This is a genomic window from Ectopseudomonas composti (assembly GCF_900115475.1).
In the GTDB taxonomy this organism is placed as follows: Bacteria; Pseudomonadota; Gammaproteobacteria; order Pseudomonadales; family Pseudomonadaceae; genus Aquipseudomonas; species Aquipseudomonas composti.
The window spans coordinates 726,446-748,568 of record NZ_FOWP01000001.1 but is presented as its reverse complement, the minus strand read 5'-3'; the positions used below and the strand labels follow the sequence as shown (position 1 = coordinate 748,568).

22 protein-coding genes and 1 riboswitch are annotated in these 22,123 nt (G+C 64.0%); of the genes, 15 read left to right on the top strand and 7 right to left on the bottom strand.

All coding sequences use genetic code 11. The annotated features are described in order from the left end of the window. Positions 1 to 11: 11 nt before the first annotated feature. Both metF and ahcY read right to left on the bottom strand, forming a co-directional pair. The gene (gene metF, locus BM059_RS03295; protein WP_074936694.1) at positions 12 to 857 is read right to left on the bottom strand and encodes a methylenetetrahydrofolate reductase [NAD(P)H]; all 846 of its coding nucleotides are present in this window, start codon (positions 855 to 857) and stop codon (positions 12 to 14) included. Positions 858 to 957: 100 nt separating this feature from the next. After that, positions 958 to 2,346 carry an adenosylhomocysteinase gene (gene ahcY / locus BM059_RS03290; protein WP_074936692.1) on the bottom strand — a complete coding sequence of 463 codons (1,389 nt, stop codon included), beginning with the start codon at positions 2,344 to 2,346 and terminating at the stop codon, positions 958 to 960. Positions 2,347 to 2,369: 23 nt separating this feature from the next. Next, a riboswitch (S-adenosyl-L-homocysteine riboswitch) is annotated at positions 2,370 to 2,521 on the bottom strand. Between the two features lie 182 nt (positions 2,522 to 2,703). Between ahcY and BM059_RS03285 the strand changes: the two genes are divergently transcribed. The 4 genes from BM059_RS03285 (at position 2,704) to BM059_RS03270 (ending at position 5,936) form a co-directional block, all read left to right on the top strand. Beyond that, positions 2,704 to 3,093, top strand: coding sequence for an acyl-CoA thioesterase (locus BM059_RS03285; protein ID WP_037003798.1), 390 nt, complete (start codon positions 2,704 to 2,706; stop codon positions 3,091 to 3,093). Between the two features lie 125 nt (positions 3,094 to 3,218). Further along, complete coding sequence (locus BM059_RS03280) at positions 3,219 to 3,605, top strand: MAPEG family protein (RefSeq protein WP_074936690.1); 387 nt, start codon at positions 3,219 to 3,221, stop codon at positions 3,603 to 3,605. A 180-nt stretch (positions 3,606 to 3,785) separates the two neighbouring features. After that, the gene (locus tag BM059_RS03275; protein ID WP_074936688.1) at positions 3,786 to 5,375 is read left to right on the top strand and encodes a methyl-accepting chemotaxis protein; all 1,590 of its coding nucleotides are present in this window, start codon (positions 3,786 to 3,788) and stop codon (positions 5,373 to 5,375) included. Between the two features lie 111 nt (positions 5,376 to 5,486). Next, positions 5,487 to 5,936, top strand: a complete 450-nt coding sequence (locus BM059_RS03270) for a c-type cytochrome (RefSeq protein ID WP_074936686.1) — start codon at positions 5,487 to 5,489, stop codon at positions 5,934 to 5,936. Here the strand turns inward: BM059_RS03270 and BM059_RS03265 are convergent. Both BM059_RS03265 and ligB read right to left on the bottom strand, forming a co-directional pair. Beyond that, positions 5,930 to 6,325, bottom strand: coding sequence for a DUF1090 domain-containing protein (locus tag BM059_RS03265; protein ID WP_074936684.1), 396 nt, complete (start codon positions 6,323 to 6,325; stop codon positions 5,930 to 5,932). The two genes, BM059_RS03270 and BM059_RS03265, sit on opposite strands and share 7 nt — an antisense overlap. An 83-nt stretch (positions 6,326 to 6,408) precedes the next feature. Then, on the bottom strand, positions 6,409 to 8,100 hold the full coding sequence (ligB, locus tag BM059_RS03260) for an NAD-dependent DNA ligase LigB (protein WP_074936682.1): 1,692 nt from the start codon (positions 8,098 to 8,100) through the stop codon (positions 6,409 to 6,411). A gap of 226 nt (positions 8,101 to 8,326) precedes the next feature. Here ligB and BM059_RS03255 point away from each other — a divergent pair, with 226 nt between their 5' ends. Further along, positions 8,327 to 9,067 (top strand): hypothetical protein, encoded by a 741-nt coding sequence (locus BM059_RS03255; protein WP_074936681.1) that lies wholly within the window; start codon positions 8,327 to 8,329, stop codon positions 9,065 to 9,067. Between the two features lie 78 nt (positions 9,068 to 9,145). On the opposite strand, the gene metK is transcribed toward BM059_RS03255, so the two are convergent. From metK to BM059_RS03240, 3 genes are all read right to left on the bottom strand, one after another. Beyond that, positions 9,146 to 10,336 carry a methionine adenosyltransferase gene (metK, locus tag BM059_RS03250; protein ID WP_074936679.1) on the bottom strand — a complete coding sequence of 397 codons (1,191 nt, stop codon included), beginning with the start codon at positions 10,334 to 10,336 and terminating at the stop codon, positions 9,146 to 9,148. Beyond that, a complete protein-coding gene (locus BM059_RS03245) occupies positions 10,337 to 11,338 on the bottom strand; it encodes an ArsR/SmtB family transcription factor (protein ID WP_037003808.1) in 1,002 nt (333 codons plus the stop codon). A 73-nt stretch (positions 11,339 to 11,411) separates the two neighbouring features. After that, the gene (locus tag BM059_RS03240) at positions 11,412 to 12,293 is read right to left on the bottom strand and encodes a LysR family transcriptional regulator (protein WP_074936677.1); all 882 of its coding nucleotides are present in this window, start codon (positions 12,291 to 12,293) and stop codon (positions 11,412 to 11,414) included. 110 nt (positions 12,294 to 12,403) lie between these two features. On the opposite strand from BM059_RS03240, the gene BM059_RS03235 reads away from it, so the two are divergent. From BM059_RS03235 to BM059_RS03190, 10 genes are all read left to right on the top strand, one after another. Next, positions 12,404 to 13,558: a TDT family transporter gene (locus tag BM059_RS03235; RefSeq protein ID WP_074936675.1), complete on the top strand. Its 1,155-nt coding sequence runs from the start codon at positions 12,404 to 12,406 to the stop codon at positions 13,556 to 13,558. A gap of 108 nt (positions 13,559 to 13,666) precedes the next feature. Beyond that, entirely contained in the window at positions 13,667 to 15,667 is a 2,001-nt protein-coding gene (tkt, locus tag BM059_RS03230) for a transketolase (protein WP_037003812.1), read from the top strand. 102 nt (positions 15,668 to 15,769) lie between these two features. Further along, positions 15,770 to 16,828 (top strand): erythrose-4-phosphate dehydrogenase, encoded by a 1,059-nt coding sequence (gene epd, locus BM059_RS03225; protein WP_074936673.1) that lies wholly within the window; start codon positions 15,770 to 15,772, stop codon positions 16,826 to 16,828. A 12-nt stretch (positions 16,829 to 16,840) separates the two neighbouring features. Next, entirely contained in the window at positions 16,841 to 18,001 is a 1,161-nt protein-coding gene (locus BM059_RS03220) for a phosphoglycerate kinase (RefSeq protein ID WP_074936671.1), read from the top strand. 104 nt (positions 18,002 to 18,105) lie between these two features. After that, positions 18,106 to 18,291 (top strand): hypothetical protein, encoded by a 186-nt coding sequence (locus tag BM059_RS03215; protein ID WP_074936669.1) that lies wholly within the window; start codon positions 18,106 to 18,108, stop codon positions 18,289 to 18,291. 12 nt (positions 18,292 to 18,303) lie between these two features. Beyond that, complete coding sequence (locus tag BM059_RS03210) at positions 18,304 to 18,630, top strand: MliC family protein (protein ID WP_037003817.1); 327 nt, start codon at positions 18,304 to 18,306, stop codon at positions 18,628 to 18,630. A gap of 123 nt (positions 18,631 to 18,753) precedes the next feature. Further along, positions 18,754 to 19,818: a class II fructose-bisphosphate aldolase gene (gene fba / locus BM059_RS03205; RefSeq protein WP_037003821.1), complete on the top strand. Its 1,065-nt coding sequence runs from the start codon at positions 18,754 to 18,756 to the stop codon at positions 19,816 to 19,818. Positions 19,819 to 19,987: 169 nt separating this feature from the next. Continuing rightward, positions 19,988 to 20,464, top strand: a complete 477-nt coding sequence (locus tag BM059_RS03200; RefSeq protein ID WP_074936668.1) for a hypothetical protein — start codon at positions 19,988 to 19,990, stop codon at positions 20,462 to 20,464. Between the two features lie 13 nt (positions 20,465 to 20,477). After that, the gene (locus tag BM059_RS03195; RefSeq protein WP_074936666.1) at positions 20,478 to 21,578 is read left to right on the top strand and encodes a PQQ-dependent sugar dehydrogenase; all 1,101 of its coding nucleotides are present in this window, start codon (positions 20,478 to 20,480) and stop codon (positions 21,576 to 21,578) included. A 39-nt stretch (positions 21,579 to 21,617) separates the two neighbouring features. Beyond that, positions 21,618 to 22,112, top strand: a complete 495-nt coding sequence (locus tag BM059_RS03190; RefSeq protein ID WP_122950767.1) for a YgjP-like metallopeptidase domain-containing protein — start codon at positions 21,618 to 21,620, stop codon at positions 22,110 to 22,112. Positions 22,113 to 22,123 lie beyond the last annotated feature (11 nt).

Genomic DNA, 22,123 nt, shown 5'->3' with positions numbered 1-22,123 from the left:
CTCCCTGCCCATCAGCGTTTGAGGTCGAGATTGTTCCAGATGGCCAGGCTGGGGCCCGCCAGGTTCATGCTATAGAAGTGCAGACCGGGCGCGCCGCCTTGCAGCAGGCGTTCGCACATTTCGGTGATGACTTGTTCGCCGAAGACGCGAATGCTGTCGGCATCGTCGCCGTAGGCTTCCAGCTGCTTGCGAACCCAGCGTGGGATTTCAGCGCCGCAGGCGTCGGAGAAGCGCGCCAGCTTGCTGTAGTTGGTGATCGGCATGATGCCGGGCACCACTGGAATGTCCACGCCCAGTTTCTGCACACGCTCGACGAAGTAGAAGTAGCTGTCGGCGTTGAAGAAATACTGGGTGATGGCGCTATCGGCGCCGGCCTTGGCCTTGCGCACGAAGTTGGCGATATCGTCCTCGAAGTTGCGCGCCTGCGGATGCATTTCCGGGTAGGCGGCAATTTCGATGTGGAAGTGATCGCCCGTCTCGGTGCGGATGAACTCGACCAGTTCGTTGGCGTAGCGCAGCTCGCCACTGGCCATGCCCATACCTGACGGCAGGTCACCGCGCAGGGCGACGATGCGTTTGATACCGGCGTTCTTGTACAGGTTGAGCAGCTCGCGCAGCTCGGCCTTGCTGTCGCCGACGCAGGACAGGTGCGGTGCGGTAGGCACCTTCACGTCGCCGTCGAGTTGCAGCACGGTATTGACGGTGCGGTCGCGGGTCGAGCCGCCGGCACCATAGGTGCAGGAGAAGAAGTCGGGGTTGTAGGTCGCCAGTTGGCGCGCCACTTCCATCAGTTTTTCATGCCCGGCTTCGGTCTTGGTGGGGAAGAACTCGAAGCTGTAACGGCGTTCTTGGCTCATAGGATTTCTAGCCTTGGAGACGTAAGGTGGATGACGTTTTTTCCATCCACCATGCGGGAGATCTACGGTGGACAAGCCATGGACTTGTCCACCCTTCGCATCAGTAGCGGTAAGCGTCCGGCTTGAACGGGCCTTCCACGGTCACGCCGATGTACTCGGCCTGCTGCTTGGTCAGCTGGGTGACCACGCCGCCGAAGCCCTTGACCATTTCCAGGGCGACTTCTTCGTCGAGCTTCTTCGGCAGCACTTCGACGGTCAGGCGCTCGGCCTTCTTCTCTGCGGACAGATCAGCGAACTTCTGCTCGAACAGGAAGATCTGCGCCAGCACCTGGTTGGCGAAGGAGCCGTCCATGATGCGGCTCGGATGGCCAGTGGCGTTGCCCAGGTTCACCAGACGGCCTTCGGCCAGCAGGATCAAGTAGTCGTCGTTGGTCGGATCGAAGCTGCCGGCGCCGGTGCGGTGAATCTTGTGCACCTGCGGTTTGACCTCTTCCCACGCCCAGTTCTTGCGCATGAAGGCGGTGTCGATCTCGTTGTCGAAGTGACCGATGTTGCACACCACGGCGCGCTTCTTCAGGGCCTTGAGCATGCCGGCGTCGCAGACGTTGACGTTACCGGTGGTGGTGACGATCAGGTCGATCTTGCCCAGCAGTGCGGCGTCGACGCTCGCTTCGGTGCCGTCATTGATGCCGTTCTTGTACGGGGAAACCAGTTCGAAGCCGTCCATGCAGGCCTGCATGGCGCAGATCGGGTCGACTTCGGAAACCTTGACGATCATGCCTTCCTGACGCAGCGACTGGGCCGAGCCCTTGCCCACGTCACCGTAGCCGATGACCAGCGCCTGCTTGCCCGACAGCAGGTGGTCGGTGCCGCGCTTGATGGCGTCGTTGAGGCTGTGGCGGCAACCGTACTTGTTGTCGTTCTTGCTCTTGGTCACCGCGTCGTTGACGTTGATCGCCGGGACTTTCAGGGTGCCGGCCTTGAGCATGTCGAGCAGGCGGTGCACACCGGTGGTGGTCTCTTCGGTAACGCCGTGGATGCGCTCGAGCATCTGCGGGTATTTCTTGTGCAGGATCTCGGTCAGGTCACCGCCGTCGTCGAGCACCATGTTGGCATCCCACGGCTGACCGTCCTTGAGGATGGTCTGCTCGATGCACCACTCGTACTCTTCTTCGGTTTCGCCCTTCCAGGCGAACACCGGGATGCCGGCGGCGGCGATGGCGGCAGCGGCCTGATCCTGGGTGGAGAAGATGTTGCACGAGGACCAGCGCACTTCGGCGCCCAGGGCGGTCAGCGTCTCGATCAGCACGCCGGTCTGGATGGTCATGTGGATGCAGCCGAGGATCTTCGCGCCTTTCAGCGGTTGGCTGGCGGCGTACTTGCGGCGCAGGCCCATCAGTGCCGGCATTTCGGATTCGGCGATGATCAGCTCTTTGCGGCCCCAATCGGCCAGGGAAATATCGGCGACTTTGAAATCATTGAAAGACATGCAATAGCACTCCATTCGTTGTCTGCGAATGGGCGCCGTTGATGCGTATGGTTAACGCCCCATCCGAGCCTGACAGTCTGGAAGGCTGATTCGAATCTGCCGCGATGCATTGCTGGAATGCGGGCTTGGGGATTCGAAACAGATCTTTCAGGCTGCTGCAGCGCCCCTCGGACAGGTGGCGGGCGCAACCGGAGCGGTGCCGGTTGCGTGAAGCCGGCAAATTATAGCCGTGTGCGCAGCGCAGCCCAAGGCTTTCCGTCGCTTTTGCCCGGCTATGAGCGCCATAGGCGGCCATGCCACGACAAGCGCAGCGCTGTCGGCGCATCATTGGGCACCATCTGGCACGGAGGACACGCCATGAACTTCCACACCCGCAAGTGGATCAAGCCCGAAGACCTCAATCCCAACGGCACCCTGTTCGGCGGCAGCCTGTTGAAATGGATCGATGAAGAGGCGGCGATCTACGCCATCGTCCAGCTCGACAATCAGCGCGTGGTGACCAAATTCATTTCCGAGATCAACTTCGTCAGTTCGGCGCGGCAGAGCGACATCATCGAACTGGGCATCACTGCCACCGACTTCGGTCGCACCTCCATCACCCTGCGTTGCGAAGTGCGTAACAAGGTGACCCACAAGAGCATCCTGACCATCGACAAGCTGGTGTTCGTCAACCTCGGCGAGGACGGTTTGCCAGCAGCGCACGGCAAGACCGCGATCACCTACGCCAAAGATCGCGTTCAGGACTGAATCGAGCTGGCGCGGATGGCCGCAGACTTGGCCGAAGCGCCGGCATCATCAGTGGCTGCAGTCATGGACGTGCGGAAGTCACTCGCGCAGGCTTGGTTTTCCTTTCTCAGCAGTGAAACCACGCCATGACACTCGCTTACTGGTGCGTACTGATCGCCATTTTCCTGCCCTACCTGAGCACCGCTACCGCCAAGTTTCTCGGGCCCGGTTATGGGCCGCGCGCCAATCAGGACCCGCGCGCCTTTCTGGGCACGCTGGAGGGCTGGCGCAAACGAGCCAACAACGCCCAGCTCAATGGTTTCGAAGTTACGCCGGCATTCGCCGCGGCGGTGATCATCGCGCACCAGGCCGGCGGCGCCGGACAGGCGCTGCTCGACCAGTTGGCCATGGCCTTCATCGTCAGCCGGGTGCTGTATTTCATCTGCTACCTGGCCGACTGGGGACCATTGCGCTCACTGGTGTGGTTCGCCGGGATGGGGCTGATCGCGGCGTTGTTCGTGGTGTCCGCCTAGCCGGCGTCTGCAGCTGACTATTGAATATGGGCTGAAAAGGCGCGTGACCAATCAGTCGCTGCATCATTCCGGTGCGTTTTGTGCGATCTATCAGCCTGTAGGGCGGCTGGCCGCTGGCCACGTTCTTGCTTGCTCCCGATTATTTGGCGGGGTTTCCCGCCGTCTGCCAGGGAGCCTCTCATGTCCGCCACCACCTTTTTCGACCGCTTGCTCTGTGCCATCGGCCTGCGCACGCTAAACCAGCAATTTCTGTTTTCCTACGCGCTGATGTTCCTACTCGCGGTGGTCGCCTCGGTGGCGCTGTATCTGAGCATGTCGGTATCGCCGGAGACCATCAATGTCGCTGGCGCGCAGCGCATGCTCAGCCAGAAGATGACCAAGGAGGCGCTGCTGCTACGCGAGGGCGTGCTGCCTGCGGCGACTCTGGAAGCCACCATGGCGCAGTTCGATGCCGCCCATCGCGATCTGCTGAGTGGCAATGCGGCGCGCAATATAAGCGCTATCGCCGAGCCCAGCGTGCAGGCGCAGATGAACAAGGTCGGCGGTCTCTGGCAGGGCTTTCGTACGCAGCTGCAGCGTGTGGTCGCGGGCGATGCGGCGGTCGATCTCAAGACTCTGGAGCAGCAGTCGGTCGAGCTGCTGCGCGAAATGAACCAGGCTGTCGGCTTGATGGCCGCGCACGCTGAAGGCAGCCAGCGTCGCCAGATGTGGCTGGCGTTCGGTTGCGTGCTGGGCATTCTGGCGCTGGTGGTGCTGGGCCGTCAGTTCGGTCTGCGTCCGCTGATGCACAACCTCAATGCGGTGGAGGGCGCGCTGACTCGGGTTGGTTCCGGCGACTTCACGCGCAGCCTGGAAGGTCGGCAGGGTGACAACGAGATCGGCCGTATCTTCGCTGGTTACAACCGCATGCAAGAGCAGGTGCGTGGCTTGTTGGCGGAGGTCAAACGCAGCGGCGAGCGTACCGGGGTGCATGTCAGCAGTGTGGTCGGCGCCGCGCACTCGGCAGGCGATGGCGTACGGCGTCAGTACGAGGATCTCGACCAGGTCGCCACCGCAATGAACGAGATGAGTGCCACTGTGGCCGAGGTGGCGCGTCATGCTGCACATGCCGCCGAATCGGCACGCAGTGCCGATGATTGTGCGCAGAGTGGTAAACAGGTGGTGCAGCGCAGTGCGGCGCAGATCGCCGAGCTGGTGGAGCAACTGCAGCGCAGTGGCGAGCAGGTACAGCGCCTGGAGGCCGAAACCGGTGGTGTCGGCAAGGTGCTCGAAGTGATCACCGGTATCGCTGAACAGACCAATCTGCTGGCGCTCAACGCGGCCATCGAGGCAGCGCGCGCCGGTGAGGCAGGACGTGGCTTCGCCGTAGTCGCTGACGAGGTGCGAACCCTGGCCAGTCGCACCCAGCAGTCCACTGGTGAAATTCAGGCGATCATCCAGCGTTTGCAGGGCGGTGCGCGCGATGCGGTTCTGGCGATGCAGCGCAGTGCGACCCTGGCCGATGGCAACCTCCAGCACATTCGTCAGGCCAGTGAGGCGCTGGAGACCATCGTCGGCGCGGTGGATGGCATCAATGCCCTGAACGCGCAGATCGCCACGGCCGCAGAACAGCAGAGTCAGGTGGCGCAGGAAATCGACCAGCGGGTAACGCATATCTCCAGTCTGGCCGAGCGCAGCCAGGGTGAGACCGAGAGCGTGGTGCAGGTCAGTGCGCAGATTCAGGGCGAGGTGCAGCAGCTCAACAGCCAATTGGGGCGCTTCCGTACCTGAACCCAGGCTGACCAATGCACACAAACGGCAGCAGTTGTGACAAGAGGTCGCTTGGCCAGGCCAGGATGAGCCGCGATACTGGCGGCCCCTTGTCGCCCGGAAGTCGTGTCGATGACCCCGAAGAAAATTCTCCTGCTCACCTGCGTCTGCTTGGCTCTGGCCGCCTGTGGTGGGGTCGATCCCAATTCGCCGCTGGGCAAGCGCCAGGCGGCGTTCAAGGAGATGCTCAAGGTCAGCGAAGACCTCGGCGGCATGCTGCGTGGCCGCATTCCCTACGACGAAGCCGGTTTCATCGCTGGCGCCGCCAAGCTGGAGCGACTATCGCACGAGCCCTGGCAGCATTTTCCGCAGGTTCGTGATGACGAACGCAGCAAGGCCAATCCTGATGTGTGGGAGCGCCAGGAGCAGTTCCAGAAAATGGCCCGCGATCTGGAGCAGGCCACTGCTGCACTGGTGCAGGCGACGACGGCGCCGCCGTTACGTCGCGCCGAACTGGAGCCGGCGGTGCAGGCCGTCGAGGACAGTTGCGAGGCCTGCCACAAGGCGTTTCGCGCTTACTGATCGGCGCGCGCTTCGGCCTCGGCCTGTTCCAACTCAGCGCGCGCCTCAGCCAGCTTGGCCTGACGCTTGGCGATCTTGTCCTGATCGCCTTTGCCTAGCGCTTCGCGCAGGTCCATCTCGCGCTCCTGGACTTCCTGGCGGGCCTCTTCGACGCTGGCGAGGCGATCACTGTGCAGGGTGGCGTCATCGCAATTTATTTCCACATTGCCCAGCGCCCTTTGCAGGCCATCCAGTTGCTGCGAGTTGCCGTGCTTGCGCGCGGCTTCGATCTTCTCCTCGATGACCTGGCGCTTGGCTGCGCAGCCACCGTCGGCTTCCGCAGCGAGGATGGGCGTGGCGTTGAGATTGGCGGCCAGTAGCAGGCCGAGCAAGGCGGTTTGACGAATCATGATCTCTCCTCCTGAATGTCTATTCGAAGTGACCCCGGTTACTGCGCGAGGTTCGACCCGAGCGCCGCATCTACTGATCCGAGTCAGCTATGAGGCGGATTTTCCAGGCTTTGGAATCCCTCGACCCCGGCGCGCTGCAGTTGTGAGCCCAGGCGCCGGACCTCCGGGTGGCTGAAGAACGCCAGCAGGCGCTCGGCGTTCTGGCGGCTTACTCCCGGTTGGCGCAGCCAGTCGGCGTGGCTACGCGCCTGTAGTGTGGCCCAGTCATCATCCGCGCCCAGGTTGAGGCCCGGCGGGACGCCGAGGGCCTTTAGCCATTGCTGCAGCGAACGCTGCTGAGCCTGGGCGAAGGCGTGCTGCAACTGGCTGGCGCGCCGGCTGCCGACGCCCGGTAGCTGTTGTAACTGCTCGTTGTCGAGCTCCAGCCAATCGAGCAGGCCGTGCAGGCGTTCGCCCGCCAGCAGTGCGTTCCAGGTGCCGGGGCCGACGCCGGGCAGGTTCAGGCCCTGCTTGCCGGCGAGCCAGCTCAGCCGTGCATGGAACTGTTGCTGGCATTCGCTGCTGAGCCGCCAGCAGCTCAGGGCGTGATACCGGGCGGGGTCGGGCGCTTGTACGGTGGCGCGTTGCGGGCTGCGCCAGATCACCTGGTCGAGGCGTGGAATGGTCAGGCCGGCCAGGCGTATCGCCACCTGATCGCCGGGGCGTATATCCAGCTTTTCCCAGGTTTGCAGCGAGCCGAGCGCGACGCGGCTGATGCGGCGCTCGTCGAGGTCGACCGGCTGTAGGCGCAATACTGGTGTGATGCGTCCGCTGCGGCCGATATTGAAATCCACCGCCTGCACCACGGCCAGTGCCTGGCTGGCCGGATACTTCCAGGCAATTGCCCAGCGCGGTGCTTCGGCTTGCCAGCGCTGCCCCGGTGGCCGCTTACCCTGACGCAGAACCACGCCGTCGCTGGCGAACGGCTGCGCCTGATCGAACCAGCCTTGGCGCCAGCGGCGGGCGTCCCCTGCATCTTGCAGTGGCTGGGTGTAGCGCAGGCTGTCGCTGAAACCCAGTTCGTGCAGGGCTTGCAGGCGCTCAGGCATCGACTCCGGGCCGTCCGGCCAGTCCCAGACGAACAGGCCAATGGCGTCGACCTGTTGCGGGTCGAGCGTCTGCCGCGCCATCAGGCCTGCCGCCTTGCCGCGGGCGCCTGCACCACCGTCGCGGCTTTGTACGTGGCCGTCCAGGCGCCAGTAGAGTTCGCCCTGCAGTACGGCATCGCGTGGCTGTTTCAGGTGCGTAGGGATGGCCGTCAGCTGCCTGGCTCGGGCTGTCCAGTCTTGCCCGTGGTGTCCATCGCCGCGGCTGATGGCTTGCTGCAGCACGCCGTCGCGATAGACCAGGGTGACCGCGACACCATCGACCTTGGGCTGAATCCACAGGTCATCACGCTCAGCCATCCATTGCGCCACCGCGTCATCGTTCAGCTTGCGCAGGCCGGTCTGTGGCACGGGATGAGTGAGCTTGCCGGTGCTGCCTGCCAGCGGTTCGGGCAAGCGCTTGAGCGCGTCGGGAAAGCACTGCTGCCATCCTTGCAGACGCTCGCGTGCCTGGTCGTAGAGTTCGTCGGCCACCAGCGAGCGGCCGTGATTGTGGTAGGCGTCATCCCACGCGGCGATCTGCTGACCGAGCGCGGTGAGTTCGGACTTGGCGCGACTGGCGGGCCAGTCGGGACAGACGGTCGCCTGGGCGGTGAGGGGCAACAGCAGCAGAGCGATCCAGCGCGTCATATCGAGCATCCTTGCTCCGATTGGTCGAGTGACCTGGGCCTGTGGCGGGCTCGCCAGGTCGCGGCGTACAAGGCAGTCTAGACCAGCCTGTGCTGCTCACCAGTGTCAGGCGTCGATGCGAAAACATGACCGAGGCACGGCAAGCTGCGAAGCATGTCTACTACCCTGTTCGACGGTAGCCCGATCAGGGTTGGCAGGGCGCTCGTTCATTCAGAGGGACTTTCATATGCAGGATATGCGTTTCATCAAGCGAATCACGCCTCTACTGGCCATGGCGGTGCTAGTCGGTTGTGGTGATGGCGCTGACAAACCGGTCGCCGAGGCCGGTGCTGCCAGCGAGGCTGCAGTTGTCGTGCCTGCCGAGGCCGTTCACGTTGCGGCAGCCGCCAGCGGCGGCAGTGCGGCCTGTCTCGATGCGCCGGCCATGCGCACGGTCGGCAATACCTGGACGATCACCACCGATGGCCAGCGCGACGTCAATACGGTTGCAGAGCTGGCGACCTATCGTGGGCAGAGTGCCTATCGCACTCATACCGAGAACAGCGTGGGTACGGTGGCGGATGCTTACGGCAACGTCGTCGATGGCGTCGTTCATTGGTATGGCAGCGTGATGACCCAGCCGGCCATCAACGAAAGCTATAACCAGCCGAGCTTTTCCGTGCCTGCGGATTTGCCTCAGGACCAGACCCATTCGGTCAGCTTCGACTCGATCACGGTGCAGCCAGGGGCGGAGCCCTTCGTCATGAAGCTGACCAACACGGTGACGTACCAAGGGCGTGAGCGTATCGAGACGGCGTTCGGTGCCTTCGATACCTGTAAGATGGAGTTCTCGACCGAAGGCAGCATGGTGCCGAAAACCACCTGGCAGCAGTGGATCATCGCTTCGGGCAAGTTCGCCGGTTTGCCCCTGCGCATGAGCAATGTGCAGGGCACCATGCAGGCCAGCAGTATCGAGGTGAGCTGGTAAGCCGCCGCGATCTGCAGGCATGAAAAAACCGATGCCGTTGCCGGCATCGGTTTTTTGTTTTCGCGTACGGCGGCGGGTTTACAGGCCGGCAGCGGCGCGCAGGTCGGCAGCCTTGTCGGTGCGTTCCCAGGTGAAGGTGGTGAAGCTGTCATCACCAACAGTCTTGGACTGCGGCGCGCGGCCGAAGTGACCGTAAGCTGCGGTTTCCTGATACATCGGGTGCAGCAGGTCGAGCATCTTAGTGATGGCGTACGGACGGAGGTCGAACACTTCACGCACCAGCTTGATGATCTTCTCTTCGGCGATCTTGTGGGTGCCGAAGGTGTTGATCGAGATGGAGGTCGGCTGGGCCACGCCGATGGCGTAGGACACCTGGATCTCGCAGCGTTCGGCCAGGCCGGCGGCAACGATGTTCTTGGCCACGTAGCGACCGGCATAGGCAGCGCTGCGGTCGACCTTGGACGGGTCCTTGCCGGAGAAGGCGCCACCGCCGTGACGGGCCATGCCGCCGTAGCTGTCGACGATGATCTTGCGCCCGGTCAGGCCGCAGTCGCCCACCGGGCCGCCGATGATGAACTGGCCGGTCGGGTTGATGTGGAACTGGGTGTCCTTGTGCAGCAGTTCGGCCGGCAGCACGTGCTTGACGATCAACTCCATCACGCCGTCGCGCAGGTCGTCGTATTTCACTTCCGGGTTGTGCTGGGTGGACAGCACCACGGCGTCGATGGCCGCGACCTTGCCGTTCTCGTAGCGGCAGGTGACCTGGGATTTGGCATCCGGGCGCAGCCACGGCAGCAGGCCGGACTTGCGCGCTTCGGCCTGACGCTCGACCAGACGGTGCGAGAAGCAGATCGGCGCCGGCATCAGCACGTCGGTTTCGTTGCTGGCGTAGCCGAACATCAGGCCCTGGTCGCCGGCGCCCTGGTCTTCCGGCTTGGCGCGGTCGACGCCCTGGTTGATGTCCGGAGACTGCTTGCCAATGATGTTGAGCACGCCACAGGTGGCACCGTCGAAACCGACTTCGCTGCTGGTGTAGCCGATGTCACAGATCACGTCACGGACGATCTGCTCCAGGTCGACCCAGGCGCTGGTGGTGACTTCGCCGGCGACGATGGCCACACCGGTCTTGACCAGGGTTTCCACGGCCACGCGGGCATGCTTGTCCTGGGTGATGATGGCGTCGAGCACCGCATCGGAGATCTGGTCGGCGATCTTGTCCGGATGCCCTTCGGACACGGACTCGGAAGTAAACAGGGAATATTCGCTCATCTATCGGTTCCTTTCTTGCCGGAGGCTGAAGGCGCTGTGCGCATCGGGTTTGGCAAAGTGCCGTAATTGAATTTGAAAGCCGTTTCTCAGGCCTATGTAGAGGCTTTCGCCTGGCGTCAGGCCGGCGGCCGTCGCCCAGCGCGCCAGGTCTTCCTGTTCGAAGCCGAGCCAGAGGTCGCCGCAGGCTTCGCGTGCCCAGCTCTGGTCGTGGCTGCACAGCTCGCTGAGCAGCAGGCTGCCGCCCGGCGCGACCAGGCCGGCCAGTTTGCGAAAGGCGTCGGCCGGCGTGGCGAAATGGTGCAGCACCATGTTCAGCACCACGCAATCGGCGGCAAGCTGCTCGTCCTGCAGTGCATCGGCCAGTTTCAGCTCGACGTTATGCAGGCTTTCAGCGGCGCAGCGCTGGCGGGCCAGCTCGAGCATGGCCGGGCTGTTGTCCAGTGCCGTGACCTGCGCGAAGCGACGCGCCAGCTCGGGCAGAAAGGCGCCGTCGCCAGGGCCGATTTCCAGCGCTGTGGCGCTGGCGGCGAAGCCCAGTGCGTCGAGTAGCGCCAGCAGGCTGTCGCGGTACTGCGGCAAGCCGGCGATCAAATCCTGCTGGGCCTGAAAGCTGGTGGCCATACGCGCGAAGAAATCGCGGCTGACGGTGGCGCGCTGCTGGTGCACGGTGGCGATACGCGCCTGCACATCGCCAGGTAGCGGCAGCTCGTCGATATCGTCCAGCAGGGCGGCGTGCAGGCGGCCATTGGGCAGGGCGCGGCGATAGAAGATCGCGTTGCCCTCACGGCGCGTGGCGACCAGGCCGGCCTGGGCCAGGACCTTGAGGTGATGGCTCATGCCCGATTGGCCGATGGCGAAGATCTGCGCCAGCTCCAGCACGCCGAACGAATCGTTGCTCAGCACACGCAGCACGTTCAGGCGCAGCGAATCGCCGCCGGCCTTGCACAGGGCGGCGAGCTCGTCGCAGGGGTCGAATTCCAGCTGGGGTGCGCGCAGGGTCATGGTGGCGCAGTCTAGTCGGTCATTTTTCATACAGCAATACCAATATCAAAAAGTTTTGATATTGGTATTGCTGTTACTCCGGCACCTGAGCCAACGCCAGGAAAGCCGCGGGTGCCGGGCTCAGGCTGGCGCCCAGGCGCCACAGCACATGCAGTTCACGCTCGATCTGCAGGTCTTGCACTGGCAGATGGCGCAGTTCGCCGCTGGCCAGTTCGCGCTCCACCACCCGCTGCGACAGCCAGGCAATGCCCTGGCCGTCGGCGAGCAGGCGCTTGAGCGCCTCGGTGCTGCCGATAGCCATACCGGTACGGGGTTCGAGGCCGTGGGCGCGGTAGGCCTGCTCGACGCTGACGCGCGCGCCGGAGCCTGGCTCGCGCATATACAGCGGGTAATCCTGCAGTCTCTCGGCCGCGAGCGTGTCGCTGGCGGCCAGCGGATGGTGCGGCGCAGCCACCGGCAGCAAGGCGTCGCGCGCCAGCAGGCGATGCGCGTAGTCGGTGCGCGCGAACGGGCCTTCGACGAAGCCCAGGCTGATGCGGCCTTCGTCCAGTTGCCGGGTCACGACGTCGGTATTGCTCACTTCCAGGCTGACGAATATCTGTGGATGCAGGGCGCGGAAGCGGGTGAGCAGAGGCGGCAGCAAGTAGGAGCCGAGCGTGGCGCTGGCGCCCAGGTGCAGTTCGCCCTGTTCCAGTTGGGCGAAGTCGCGCAGGTCGCGCTCGGCGGCGCGCTCCAGGCTGAAGATGCGCTGGGCGTAGTCGAGCAGGCGCAGGCCGCCTTCGGTCAGTTGCACACCGCGCGGCAGGCGGTCGAACAGACGCAGGTCAAGGCTGACTTCGAGGTCGCGAATTTCACGGGTGACCGCCGGCTGGCTGATGTGCAGGCGCTCGGCGCCGGCACTGATGCTGCCGGCTTCTGCCACGGCAAGGAAGACCTTCAGGTGATGGAGATTCATGGGCCATGCATAAACAAAAGGTATGCATTGGATGCTGAATATGTATTTTTCATATGGCAAGCCAATTCTTAACCTTGCGCCATCACTCATGTCACGGGACAACCCGATTCATGCCGCGCCCTTTCAGTCGTTTGCCCGAGCCTCTCGCCTTCATCCGTCACTTCACGCCCAACTGGTTCGCCATGACCATGGGCACCGGTGTGCTGGCGCTAGTGATCGCCCATCTGCCTTGGCGCCTGCCCGGCCTGGCGCTGCTGGCCGAAGGCCTGTGGTTCTTCGCTGTCAGCCTGTTCGCCCTGTTCACGGCGCTGTTTCTGCTGCGCCTGGCGCTGTTTCGCGACACCGTCTGGCCGATGCTGCTGCATCCGGTGCAGTCGATGTTCCTTGGCGCCATCCCGATGGGCCTGGCGGTGCTGATCAAGGGGCTGCTGCTGTTTGGCGTGCCGCGCTGGGGCGAGGGTGTCTACGCGCTGGCGCATGCCTTGTGGTGGCTGGATGCGGCACTGGCGCTGCTCGGTGCCTTGCTGGTGCCCTATCTGATGTTCACCCGTCAGCATCATGCGCTGGAGAAACTCACTGCGGTGTGGCTGCTACCTATCGTCGCACCCGAGGTCGCCGCCAGTACGGCGGGTGCGCTGGCGCCGCACCTGGGCGCCGCGGCCGCGCAGCAATTGCTGGTGGCCGGCTTCGTGCTCTGGGGCCTGTCGCTGTCGCTGGCGTTCTCGCTGATCACCCTGGTGCTGCTGCGCCTGGCCCTGCACAAATTGCCGGATACCGATTTTGCCGCCACCAGCTGGCTGCCGTTGGGGCCGCTGGCGACCGGCTGCCTGGGGCTGCTGAGCATGGGCCAGGCGGCGCCGCTGGCGTTCGCTGGTACGCCCCTGGCCAGCGCTGCCGAACTGGCGCGTGATCTCGGTTTGATCGGCGGCCTGGCGCTGTGGGGCGCAGGGTTGTGGTGGCTGGTGATCGCGACGCTGTTCACCCGTCACTACATTCGCGACAACATGCCGTTCAACCTCGGCTGGTGGGGCTTCACCTTCCCGCTGGGGGTGTTCGCCCTGGCTACTTTCGAGCTGCAGGCACTGACCGGGCTGACCTTCTTCACCCTGGTCGGCGTGGCACTGGCGATTCAACTGGCGGCGGTGTGGTCGCTGGTGTTCAGTCGCACGCTAGCTGGCGTCTGGCATGGCGAGTTGTTTCAGGCGCCCTGTCTGGGCGGGCCGGGCAGTCCTGCGGTGAGCGTGCTGAGCGAACAGACGAGCTGATTTGCGCTCTACGACCATCTGTCATTGCCCCGCGGGGCTCGGCTGGGCGAAAATGGACGCCTTTTTCGCCCCCTTCATTCAGAAGCAGCCCCCGTAGGAGATTCAGCGATGCCCAGCCGTCGTGAGCGAGCCAATGCCATTCGTGCCCTCAGCATGGATGCCGTGCAGAAAGCCAACAGCGGCCACCCCGGTGCCCCCATGGGTATGGCGGACATCGCCGAAGTGTTGTGGCGCGACTACCTCAAACACAATCCGAGCAACCCGAACTTCGCCGATCGTGACCGCTTCGTGCTGTCCAACGGCCATGGTTCGATGCTGATCTACTCGCTGCTGCACCTGACCGGCTACGACTTGTCGATCGACGACCTGAAGAACTTCCGTCAGCTGCACAGCAGGACGCCGGGCCACCCGGAATACGGCTACACCCCGGGCGTCGAGACCACCACCGGCCCGCTCGGCCAGGGCATCGCCAACGCCGTCGGTTTCGCCATCGCCGAGAAGGTGCTGGGCGCGCAGTTCAACCGTGAAGGGCACGATATCGTCGACCACAACACCTACGTGTTCCTCGGCGACGGCTGCATGATGGAAGGCATCAGCCATGAAGTCTGCTCGCTGGCCGGCACCCTGGGCTTGGGCAAACTGGTCGCTTTCTACGACGACAACGGCATTTCCATCGACGGTGAAGTCGAGGGCTGGTTCACCGACGATACGCCGAAGCGCTTCGAAGCCTACGGCTGGCAGGTGATTCGCAACGTCGACGGCCACGACGCCGAAGAAATCAAGATCGCCATCGATACCGCCCGCAAGACCACGGATCAACCGACCCTGATCTGCTGCAAAACCACCATCGGTTTTGGTTCGCCGAACAAGCAGGGCAAGGAAGAGTGCCACGGTGCGCCGCTGGGCAACGACGAAATCGCCCTGACCCGCGCCAACCTGGGCTGGAACCATGGCCCGTTCGAAGTCCCGGCCGAAATCTACGCCGAGTGGGACGCCAAGGCCGCCGGCGCTGCCGCCGAAGCCGCCTGGAACGACAAGTTCGCTGCCTACGCCGCTGCCCATCCCGAGCTGGCTGCCGAGTTCAAGCGCCGCATTGCCGGTGAGCTGCCGGCCGACTTCGCCGAGAAGGCCGCTGCTTACATCAAGGACGTCGCCGAGAAGGGCGAGACCATCGCCAGCCGCAAGGCCAGCCAGAACGCGCTGAATGCCTTCGGCCCGCTGCTGCCGGAGTTCCTCGGTGGTTCGGCCGACCTGGCCGGCTCCAACCTGACCCTGTGGAAAGGCTGCAAAGGCGTCTCCGCTGAAGACGCCTCCGGCAACTACATGTTCTACGGCGTGCGTGAGTTCGGCATGAGCGCGATCATGAACGGCATCGCCCTGCATGGCGGCTTCGTGCCGTACGGCGCGACCTTCCTGATCTTCATGGAGTACGCGCGCAACGCCGTGCGTATGTCCGCGCTGATGAAGAAGCGTGTGCTGTACGTGTTCACCCACGACTCCATCGGCCTTGGCGAAGACGGCCCGACCCACCAGCCGATCGAGCAATTGGCCAGCCTGCGTGGCACGCCGAACCTCGACACCTGGCGCCCGGCCGATGCCGTGGAATCCGCCGTGGCCTGGAAATACGCCATCGAGCGCGCCGACGGCCCCAGCGCCCTGGTGTTCAGCCGCCAGAACCTGCCGCACCAAGCACGCGACGCCCAGCAACTGGCCGATGTCGCGCGCGGTGGCTACGTGCTGAAGGACAGCGCCGGCGAGCCGGAGCTGATCCTGATCGCCACCGGTTCGGAAGTCGGCTTGGCCGTTGCCGCCTACGACAAACTGACCGCTGCCGGCCGCAAGGTGCGCGTGGTGTCGATGCCGTCGACCAGCGTGTTCGATGCCCAGGACGCTGGCTACAAGCAGGACGTGCTGCCGCTGCAGGTTGGTGCGCGCATCGCCATCGAGGCCTCGCATGCCGACTACTGGTACAAGTACGTGGGCCTGGAGGGTCGCATCATCGGCATGACCAGCTTCGGCGAGTCGGCCCCGGCTCCGGCTCTGTTCGAGCACTTCGGTTTCACCGTCGACAACATCGTCGCCACCGCCGAAGAACTGCTGGACGCCTGACCCTTCCGTAGGAGCGAGCTCTGCTCGCGAAGCTGTTTGCCTCGCGCAGGGTTCGCGAGCAGAGCTCGCTCCTACCGGGTTCCTTTTGCCTTGCGAGCGCCTATGTCACGACAACGCCCCTATCGTGTCGCCCTCAACGGCTATGGCCGAATCGGCCGTTGCGTGCTGCGCGCGCTGCACGAGCGTGGCAATTCAGCGAGCCTGGAAATCGTCGCGCTGAACGACCTGGCCGATCAGGCCAGCATCGAGTATCTGACTCGCTTCGACTCCACTCACGGGCGTTTTCCCGGCGAGGTGAAGGTCGATGGCGACTGCCTGCATATCAACGGCGATTGCGTGAAGGTGCTGCGCCAGAGCGAACCCGAGGCTATCGACTGGGCGGCGCTGGACATCGACCTGCTGCTGGAATGCTCCGGGCAATACACCACGCGTGCCGATGCCGAGCGATTCCTCGCTGCCGGTGCGCCGCGCGTGCTGCTGTCGCAGCCGATGGCCAGTGAGGCGGATATCGATGCCACGGTGGTCTACGGCGTCAATCAGCAATGCCTGAGCGGCGCCGAGCGCCTGGTGTCAAATGCGTCCTGCACCACCAATTGCGGCGTGCCGCTGCTGAAACTTCTCGATGAGGTGGTGGGTCTGGAGTACGTCTCCATTACCACCATCCACTCGGCGATGAACGACCAACCGGTGATCGATGCCTACCACCACGAAGACCTGCGCCGCACGCGCTCGGCCTTCCAGTCGGTGATCCCGGTATCCACCGGCCTGGCGCGCGGTATCGAGCGCTTGCTGCCGGAACTGGCCGGGCGTATCCAGGCCAAGGCCATTCGGGTGCCGACGGTCAACGTCTCGTGCCTGGACATCACCCTGCAGACCGCACGCGATACCTCTGCAGAAGAGATCAATCGCGTGCTGCGTCAGGCGGCGGAAAGTGGCCCACTCAAGGGGTTGCTGGCCTATACCGAACTGCCGCACGCCAGCTGCGACTTCAACCACGACCCGCACTCGGCCATCGTCGACGGCAGCCAGACCCGCGTGTCCGGCCCGCGCCTGGTCAACCTGCTGGCCTGGTTCGACAACGAGTGGGGGTTTGCCAACCGCATGCTCGATGTTGCTGAACATTTTCTCCTACAAGCCAATCAAGCCAATCCTGCTCCGTGAAGGACTGAATCTATGACCGTTCTGAAGATGACCGACCTCGACCTCGCCGGTAAGCGCGTGTTGATCCGCGAAGACCTCAACGTCCCGGTGAAGGACGGCGTGGTCAAGAGCGACGCGCGTATCCTCGCGTCCTTGCCGACCATCAAGCTGGCGCTGGAGAAGGGCGCTGCCGTGCTGGTCTGCTCGCACCTGGGGCGCCCGGAAGAGGGCATCTACAGCGAGGAAGACAGCCTGGCGCCGGTCGCGGCCTACCTGAGCAAGGCGCTCGGCCGCGATGTGCCGCTGGTCAAGGACTACCTCGGCGGTGTCGAGGTCAAGGCCGGCGAGCTGGTGCTGCTGGAGAACGTACGCTTCAACAAGGGCGAGAAGAAGAACACCGACGAGCTGGCCCAGCAGTACGCTGCCCTGTGCGACGTGTTCGTGATGGACGCCTTCGGTACCGCCCACCGCGCCCAGGGTTCGACCCACGGTGTGGCCAAGTTCGCCAAGGTCGCTTGTGCCGGCCCGCTGCTGGCTGCCGAGCTGGACGCGTTGGGCCAGGCCCTGGACAAACCGGCGCGGCCGATGCTGGCCATCGTCGCCGGCTCCAAGGTGTCGACCAAGCTCGACGTGCTCAACTCCCTGGCCGATATCTGCGACTCGCTGATCGTCGGTGGCGGCATCGCCAACACCTTCCTCGCCGCTGCCGGCCTGCCGGTGGGCAAGTCGCTGTACGAGGCCGATCTGGTTGACACCGCCAAGGCCATCGCGGCCAAGGTCAGCGTACCGCTGCCGGTTGACGTGGTCGTGGCCAAGGCCTTCGCCGAAGACGCCGAAGCCACCATCAAGGCAGTCGCCGACGTGGCCGAGGACGACATGATCCTCGACATCGGCCCGCAGACTGCGGCGATGTTCGCTGAAATGCTCAAAGCCTCGCAGACCATTCTGTGGAACGGTCCGGTCGGCGTGTTCGAGTTCGATCAGTTCGGCAACGGCACCAAGGTCCTGGCCCTGGCCATCGCCGAGAGCTCGGCGTTCTCCATCGCCGGTGGTGGCGACACCCTGGCGGCGATCGACAAGTACGGCGTGGCAGAGAAGATTTCCTACATTTCCACCGGTGGCGGCGCCTTCCTCGAGTTTGTCGAGGGCAAGGTACTGCCGGCTGTGGAAGTGCTTGAGCAACGCGCACAATAAACACCAGCTAGGGTGAAAGGAGTCACCCAGCACCACGGCGGATAAAACCCTGACGTGAACGGGTGGTCTGTAGAAAACCGGATCATCGAACAAGGAGTCACGATATGGATAAGTTAGCCGCCTTGAGCGTCATTGGTATGTTGCTGGCAGGTTGTGCCGGCGGTGGTCGTGAAGCGGCCTGCGAGGTGTTCAGCCCGGCGCAGATCGAAACCCCGACCACGCAGGATGATCAGCGTGTCGAGCAAAACAGTGGTGAGCCCACTGGCGCGGCACCGGAACAGCGTTGCTGACGAGGAGAAACAATGATCGGTATCAGACTCGCGGGGCTCGCTGCCACCGCCCTGCTGCTTGCGGCCTGCAGCAGCCAGCCGGAGGTGCCGGATCAGTGGAATCGCTGGGTGTGCGACAGCCAGACCGAAGTGCTGTGGCGCTTCGCTAATGGCAGCGTCGACCAGGTGGATGTACGCCTGGGCGGTGATGACATCGTCTACCGTCTGACTCAGGAGCCGGCAGCATCCGGCGCGCTGTACAGCGACGGACGCCTGTCCTTCCATACCAAGGGTGAGGAAGGCCTGGTCTACTGGACCGCGACCGATGACCTGATCGGCCGCGGCTGCAAGGCTCCGTAGCACCTTCGGCGCTGCCGAAACGAGCCGTGGGCACATGCTCCGACTCGACGAAACTTGAACAACGCCTGCCCCTGCGGCAGGCTTGCACGATTAACGACCTCCAAACCGGGAGACAGAAACACCATGGCACTTATCAGCATGCGCCAGATGCTCGACCACGCCGCCGAATTCGGCTACGGCGTGCCGGCCTTCAACGTCAACAACCTCGAGCAGATGCGCGCCATCATGGAAGCCGCCGACAAGACCGATTCGCCGGTCATCGTCCAGGCCTCCGCTGGTGCCCGCAAGTACGCTGGTGCGCCGTTCCTGCGCCACTTGATCCTGGCTGCCATCGAAGAATTCCCGCATATCCCGGTGTGCATGCACCAGGATCACGGCACCAGCCCTGACGTGTGCCAGCGCTCCATCCAGCTGGGTTTCTCCTCGGTGATGATGGACGGCTCGCTGAAAGAAGACGGCAAGACCCCGGCCGACTACGACTACAACGTCGCCGTCACCCGGCAGACTGTTGCCTTCGCTCACGCCTGCGGCGTGTCCGTGGAAGGCGAGCTGGGTTGCCTGGGCAGCCTGGAAACCGGCATGGCCGGTGAAGAAGACGGCGTCGGCGCCGAGGGCGTGCTGGATCACAGCCAACTGCTGACCGACCCGGAAGAAGCCGCTGCCTTCGTCAAGGCCACTCAGGTCGATGCCCTGGCCATCGCCATCGGCACCAGCCACGGCGCCTACAAGTTCACCAAGCCGCCAACCGGCGACGTGCTCTCCATCGAGCGCATCAAGGAAATCCACAAGCGCATCCCCAACACCCACCTGGTGATGCACGGTTCCTCCTCCGTTCCGCAGGAATGGCTGAAGGTGATCAACGAATTCGGCGGCGACATCAAGGAAACCTACGGTGTGCCGGTCGAGGAAATCGTCGAAGGCATCAAGCACGGCGTGCGCAAGGTCAACATCGACACCGACCTGCGTCTGGCCTCCACCGGTGCCATCCGCCGCATGATGGCCGAGCACCCGAGCGAGTTCGACCCGCGCAAGTTCTTCGCCAAGACCATCGTCGCCATGCGTGACATCTGCATCGCCCGCTACGAAGCTTTCGGCACCGCCGGCAATGCCTCCAAGATCAAGCCGATCTCCCTGGAAGGCATGTACCAGCGCTACGCCAAGGGTGAGCTGAACGCCAAGGTCAACTGAGCCTGGTGCGTGACCCGGAGCCCCGCCTTGTGCGGGGCTTCTGCTTTTTATAGGCGGGGTACGGCGTGAGCAACGCGGTGAGAGGTAAAACCCTGTAAAACACCCGAAGCATGACGGCAGGCGTGGTACGCCATAATTCGTGGACTGTCGTTCCGGGAAACTGCCACCCATGTCCAGCAAGCCACGCCTGTTGCTCGCTTTCCTCCTCGCCGTGTTGCTGGCCTCGCTGCTCGCCTCGATCTTTCAGACCCAGACCAACCTCGCTGCCTTGCAGGCCCTCGGCGCGCCGATGCCGCTGGATGTGCGCGTTGGCACCACCTGCCTCGATCTGCTCGGCTTCGCCCCGACCTTCGCCTTGCTCGCTGCCCTGGGCTTTCTCGTTGCCCTGCCGCTAGCGGCCTGGATGGTCCGGCGCCTGCCGGCGCTGCGCTGGCTGATCTTCGTGCTGGCCGGTGCGGCGGCGATCTGGACTGCACTGGCACTGGCCAACGCGCTGGCGCCGATGCCGACGCTGATCGCCGCCGACCGCAGCCCGTTTGGCACGCTCGGGTTGATGGCCTGCGGCAGCGTCGGTGCGCTGCTGTTCGGTCTGCTTGGCCGGCGTGTGCGCTTCCGCACGCAGCCGACTTCTTCCGATTCTCTGTGACAAGGCGCTATCCATGTTGAGACGCTCCCGCGCGCTGCTGCTCGGCGCCCTGCTGGTCAGCACGCCGTTGCTGGCCCTGGATTACCGTATCGAAACCCTCAGCGAGGGCCTGGAAAATCCCTGGGCCGTGGCCTTCCTGCCGGACGGGCGCATGTTGGTCACCGAACGTGTCGGGCGTCTGCGCATCGTCGAGGCCGACGGCAGTGTCGACCCCGAGCCGGTGGCGGGCCTGCCCGAGGCTTTCATCGCTGCACAGGCCGGGCTGATGGACGTGGCGCTGGACCCGGACTACGGCGACAACCGCTGGTTGTACCTGACGTATGCACACGGTTCGCTGGAGGCCAACAACACCCGCCTGGCTCGCGCTCGTCTGGTGGATGACGAGCTGCACGACTTCGAGGTGTTATTCACCGCCCAGCCACTCAAGGCCGGCGCTGCACACTACGGCGGACGCATCGCCTTTCTCGCCGACAAGACCCTGGTGCTGACCCTGGGCGACGGCTTCGACTGGCGTGAAGAGGCGCAGAACCCGGCCAACCACCTGGGCAAGATCGTGCGCCTGAGCCGCGATGGCAGCGTGCCGCCGGACAACCCGCTGGTCGGCCAGGAAGGCGCTGCGCCGGAGATCTACAGCCTCGGCCATCGCAACGTTCAGGGCATCTTCTTCGATGCCGAGCACAATCGTCTGTACAGCCACGAACATGGCCCGCGTGGCGGTGACGAACTCAACCTGATCGAGGCCGGCAACAACTACGGCTGGCCGCTGGCGACCTTCGGTATCGACTACACCGGCGCGCGTATCAGCCCTTACACCGAGCTGCCGGGGTTGATCGCGCCGCTGCTGCACTGGACGCCATCGGTAGCGCCGTCGAGCCTGACGCTGTATCGCGGCGAGTTGTTCCCCGAGTGGCAGGACGATCTGTTCGCAGCCACCCTGGCCGAGCGCAGCGTACGACGCATTCGTGTGCGCGACGGCATGCTGGCGGGTGAGGAAATTCTCTTCGAGGAGCTGGGCGAGCGGATTCGCGATGTGCGCAGCGGGCCGGATGGTGCGCTGTATCTGCTCACCGATAACCCGCAGGGGCGCCTGTTGCGCGTGGTGCCCAGCGAATAGCGCGGCATCCGTTACACTGGCGGTCCTGATGAAAACGGGATTGTAACGTTGAAGTATCTACAGGGTTATCCGGTTGCCTTGCAGCAGCAGGTTCGTCAGCTGATCGCCGATGATCGACTGGGCGACTACCTGGCGCAGCGCTATCCGGGACGGCATGAGGTGCAGAGCGACAAGGCACTGTACGGCTACGTGATCGCGCTCAAGCAGGAGCACCTGAAGAACGCGCCGGCCATCGACAAGGTGCTCTACGATAACCGCCTCGACCTCACGCACCGCGCGCTGGGCCTGCACACGGCGATCTCGCGGGTGCAGGGTGGCAAGCTCAAGGCGAAGAAGGAGATTCGCGTTGCCTCGCTGTTTCGCGATGCGGCGCCGGCCTTCCTGCAGATGATCGTGGTGCACGAGCTGGCGCACCTGAAAGAGAGCGATCACAACAAGGCGTTCTACAAGCTGTGCGAGCACATGCTGCCAGGTTATGCGCAGATCGAATTCGACCTGCGCATGTACCTGACCTGGCGCGAGATGATTTCGTAGGGTGCGCCGCG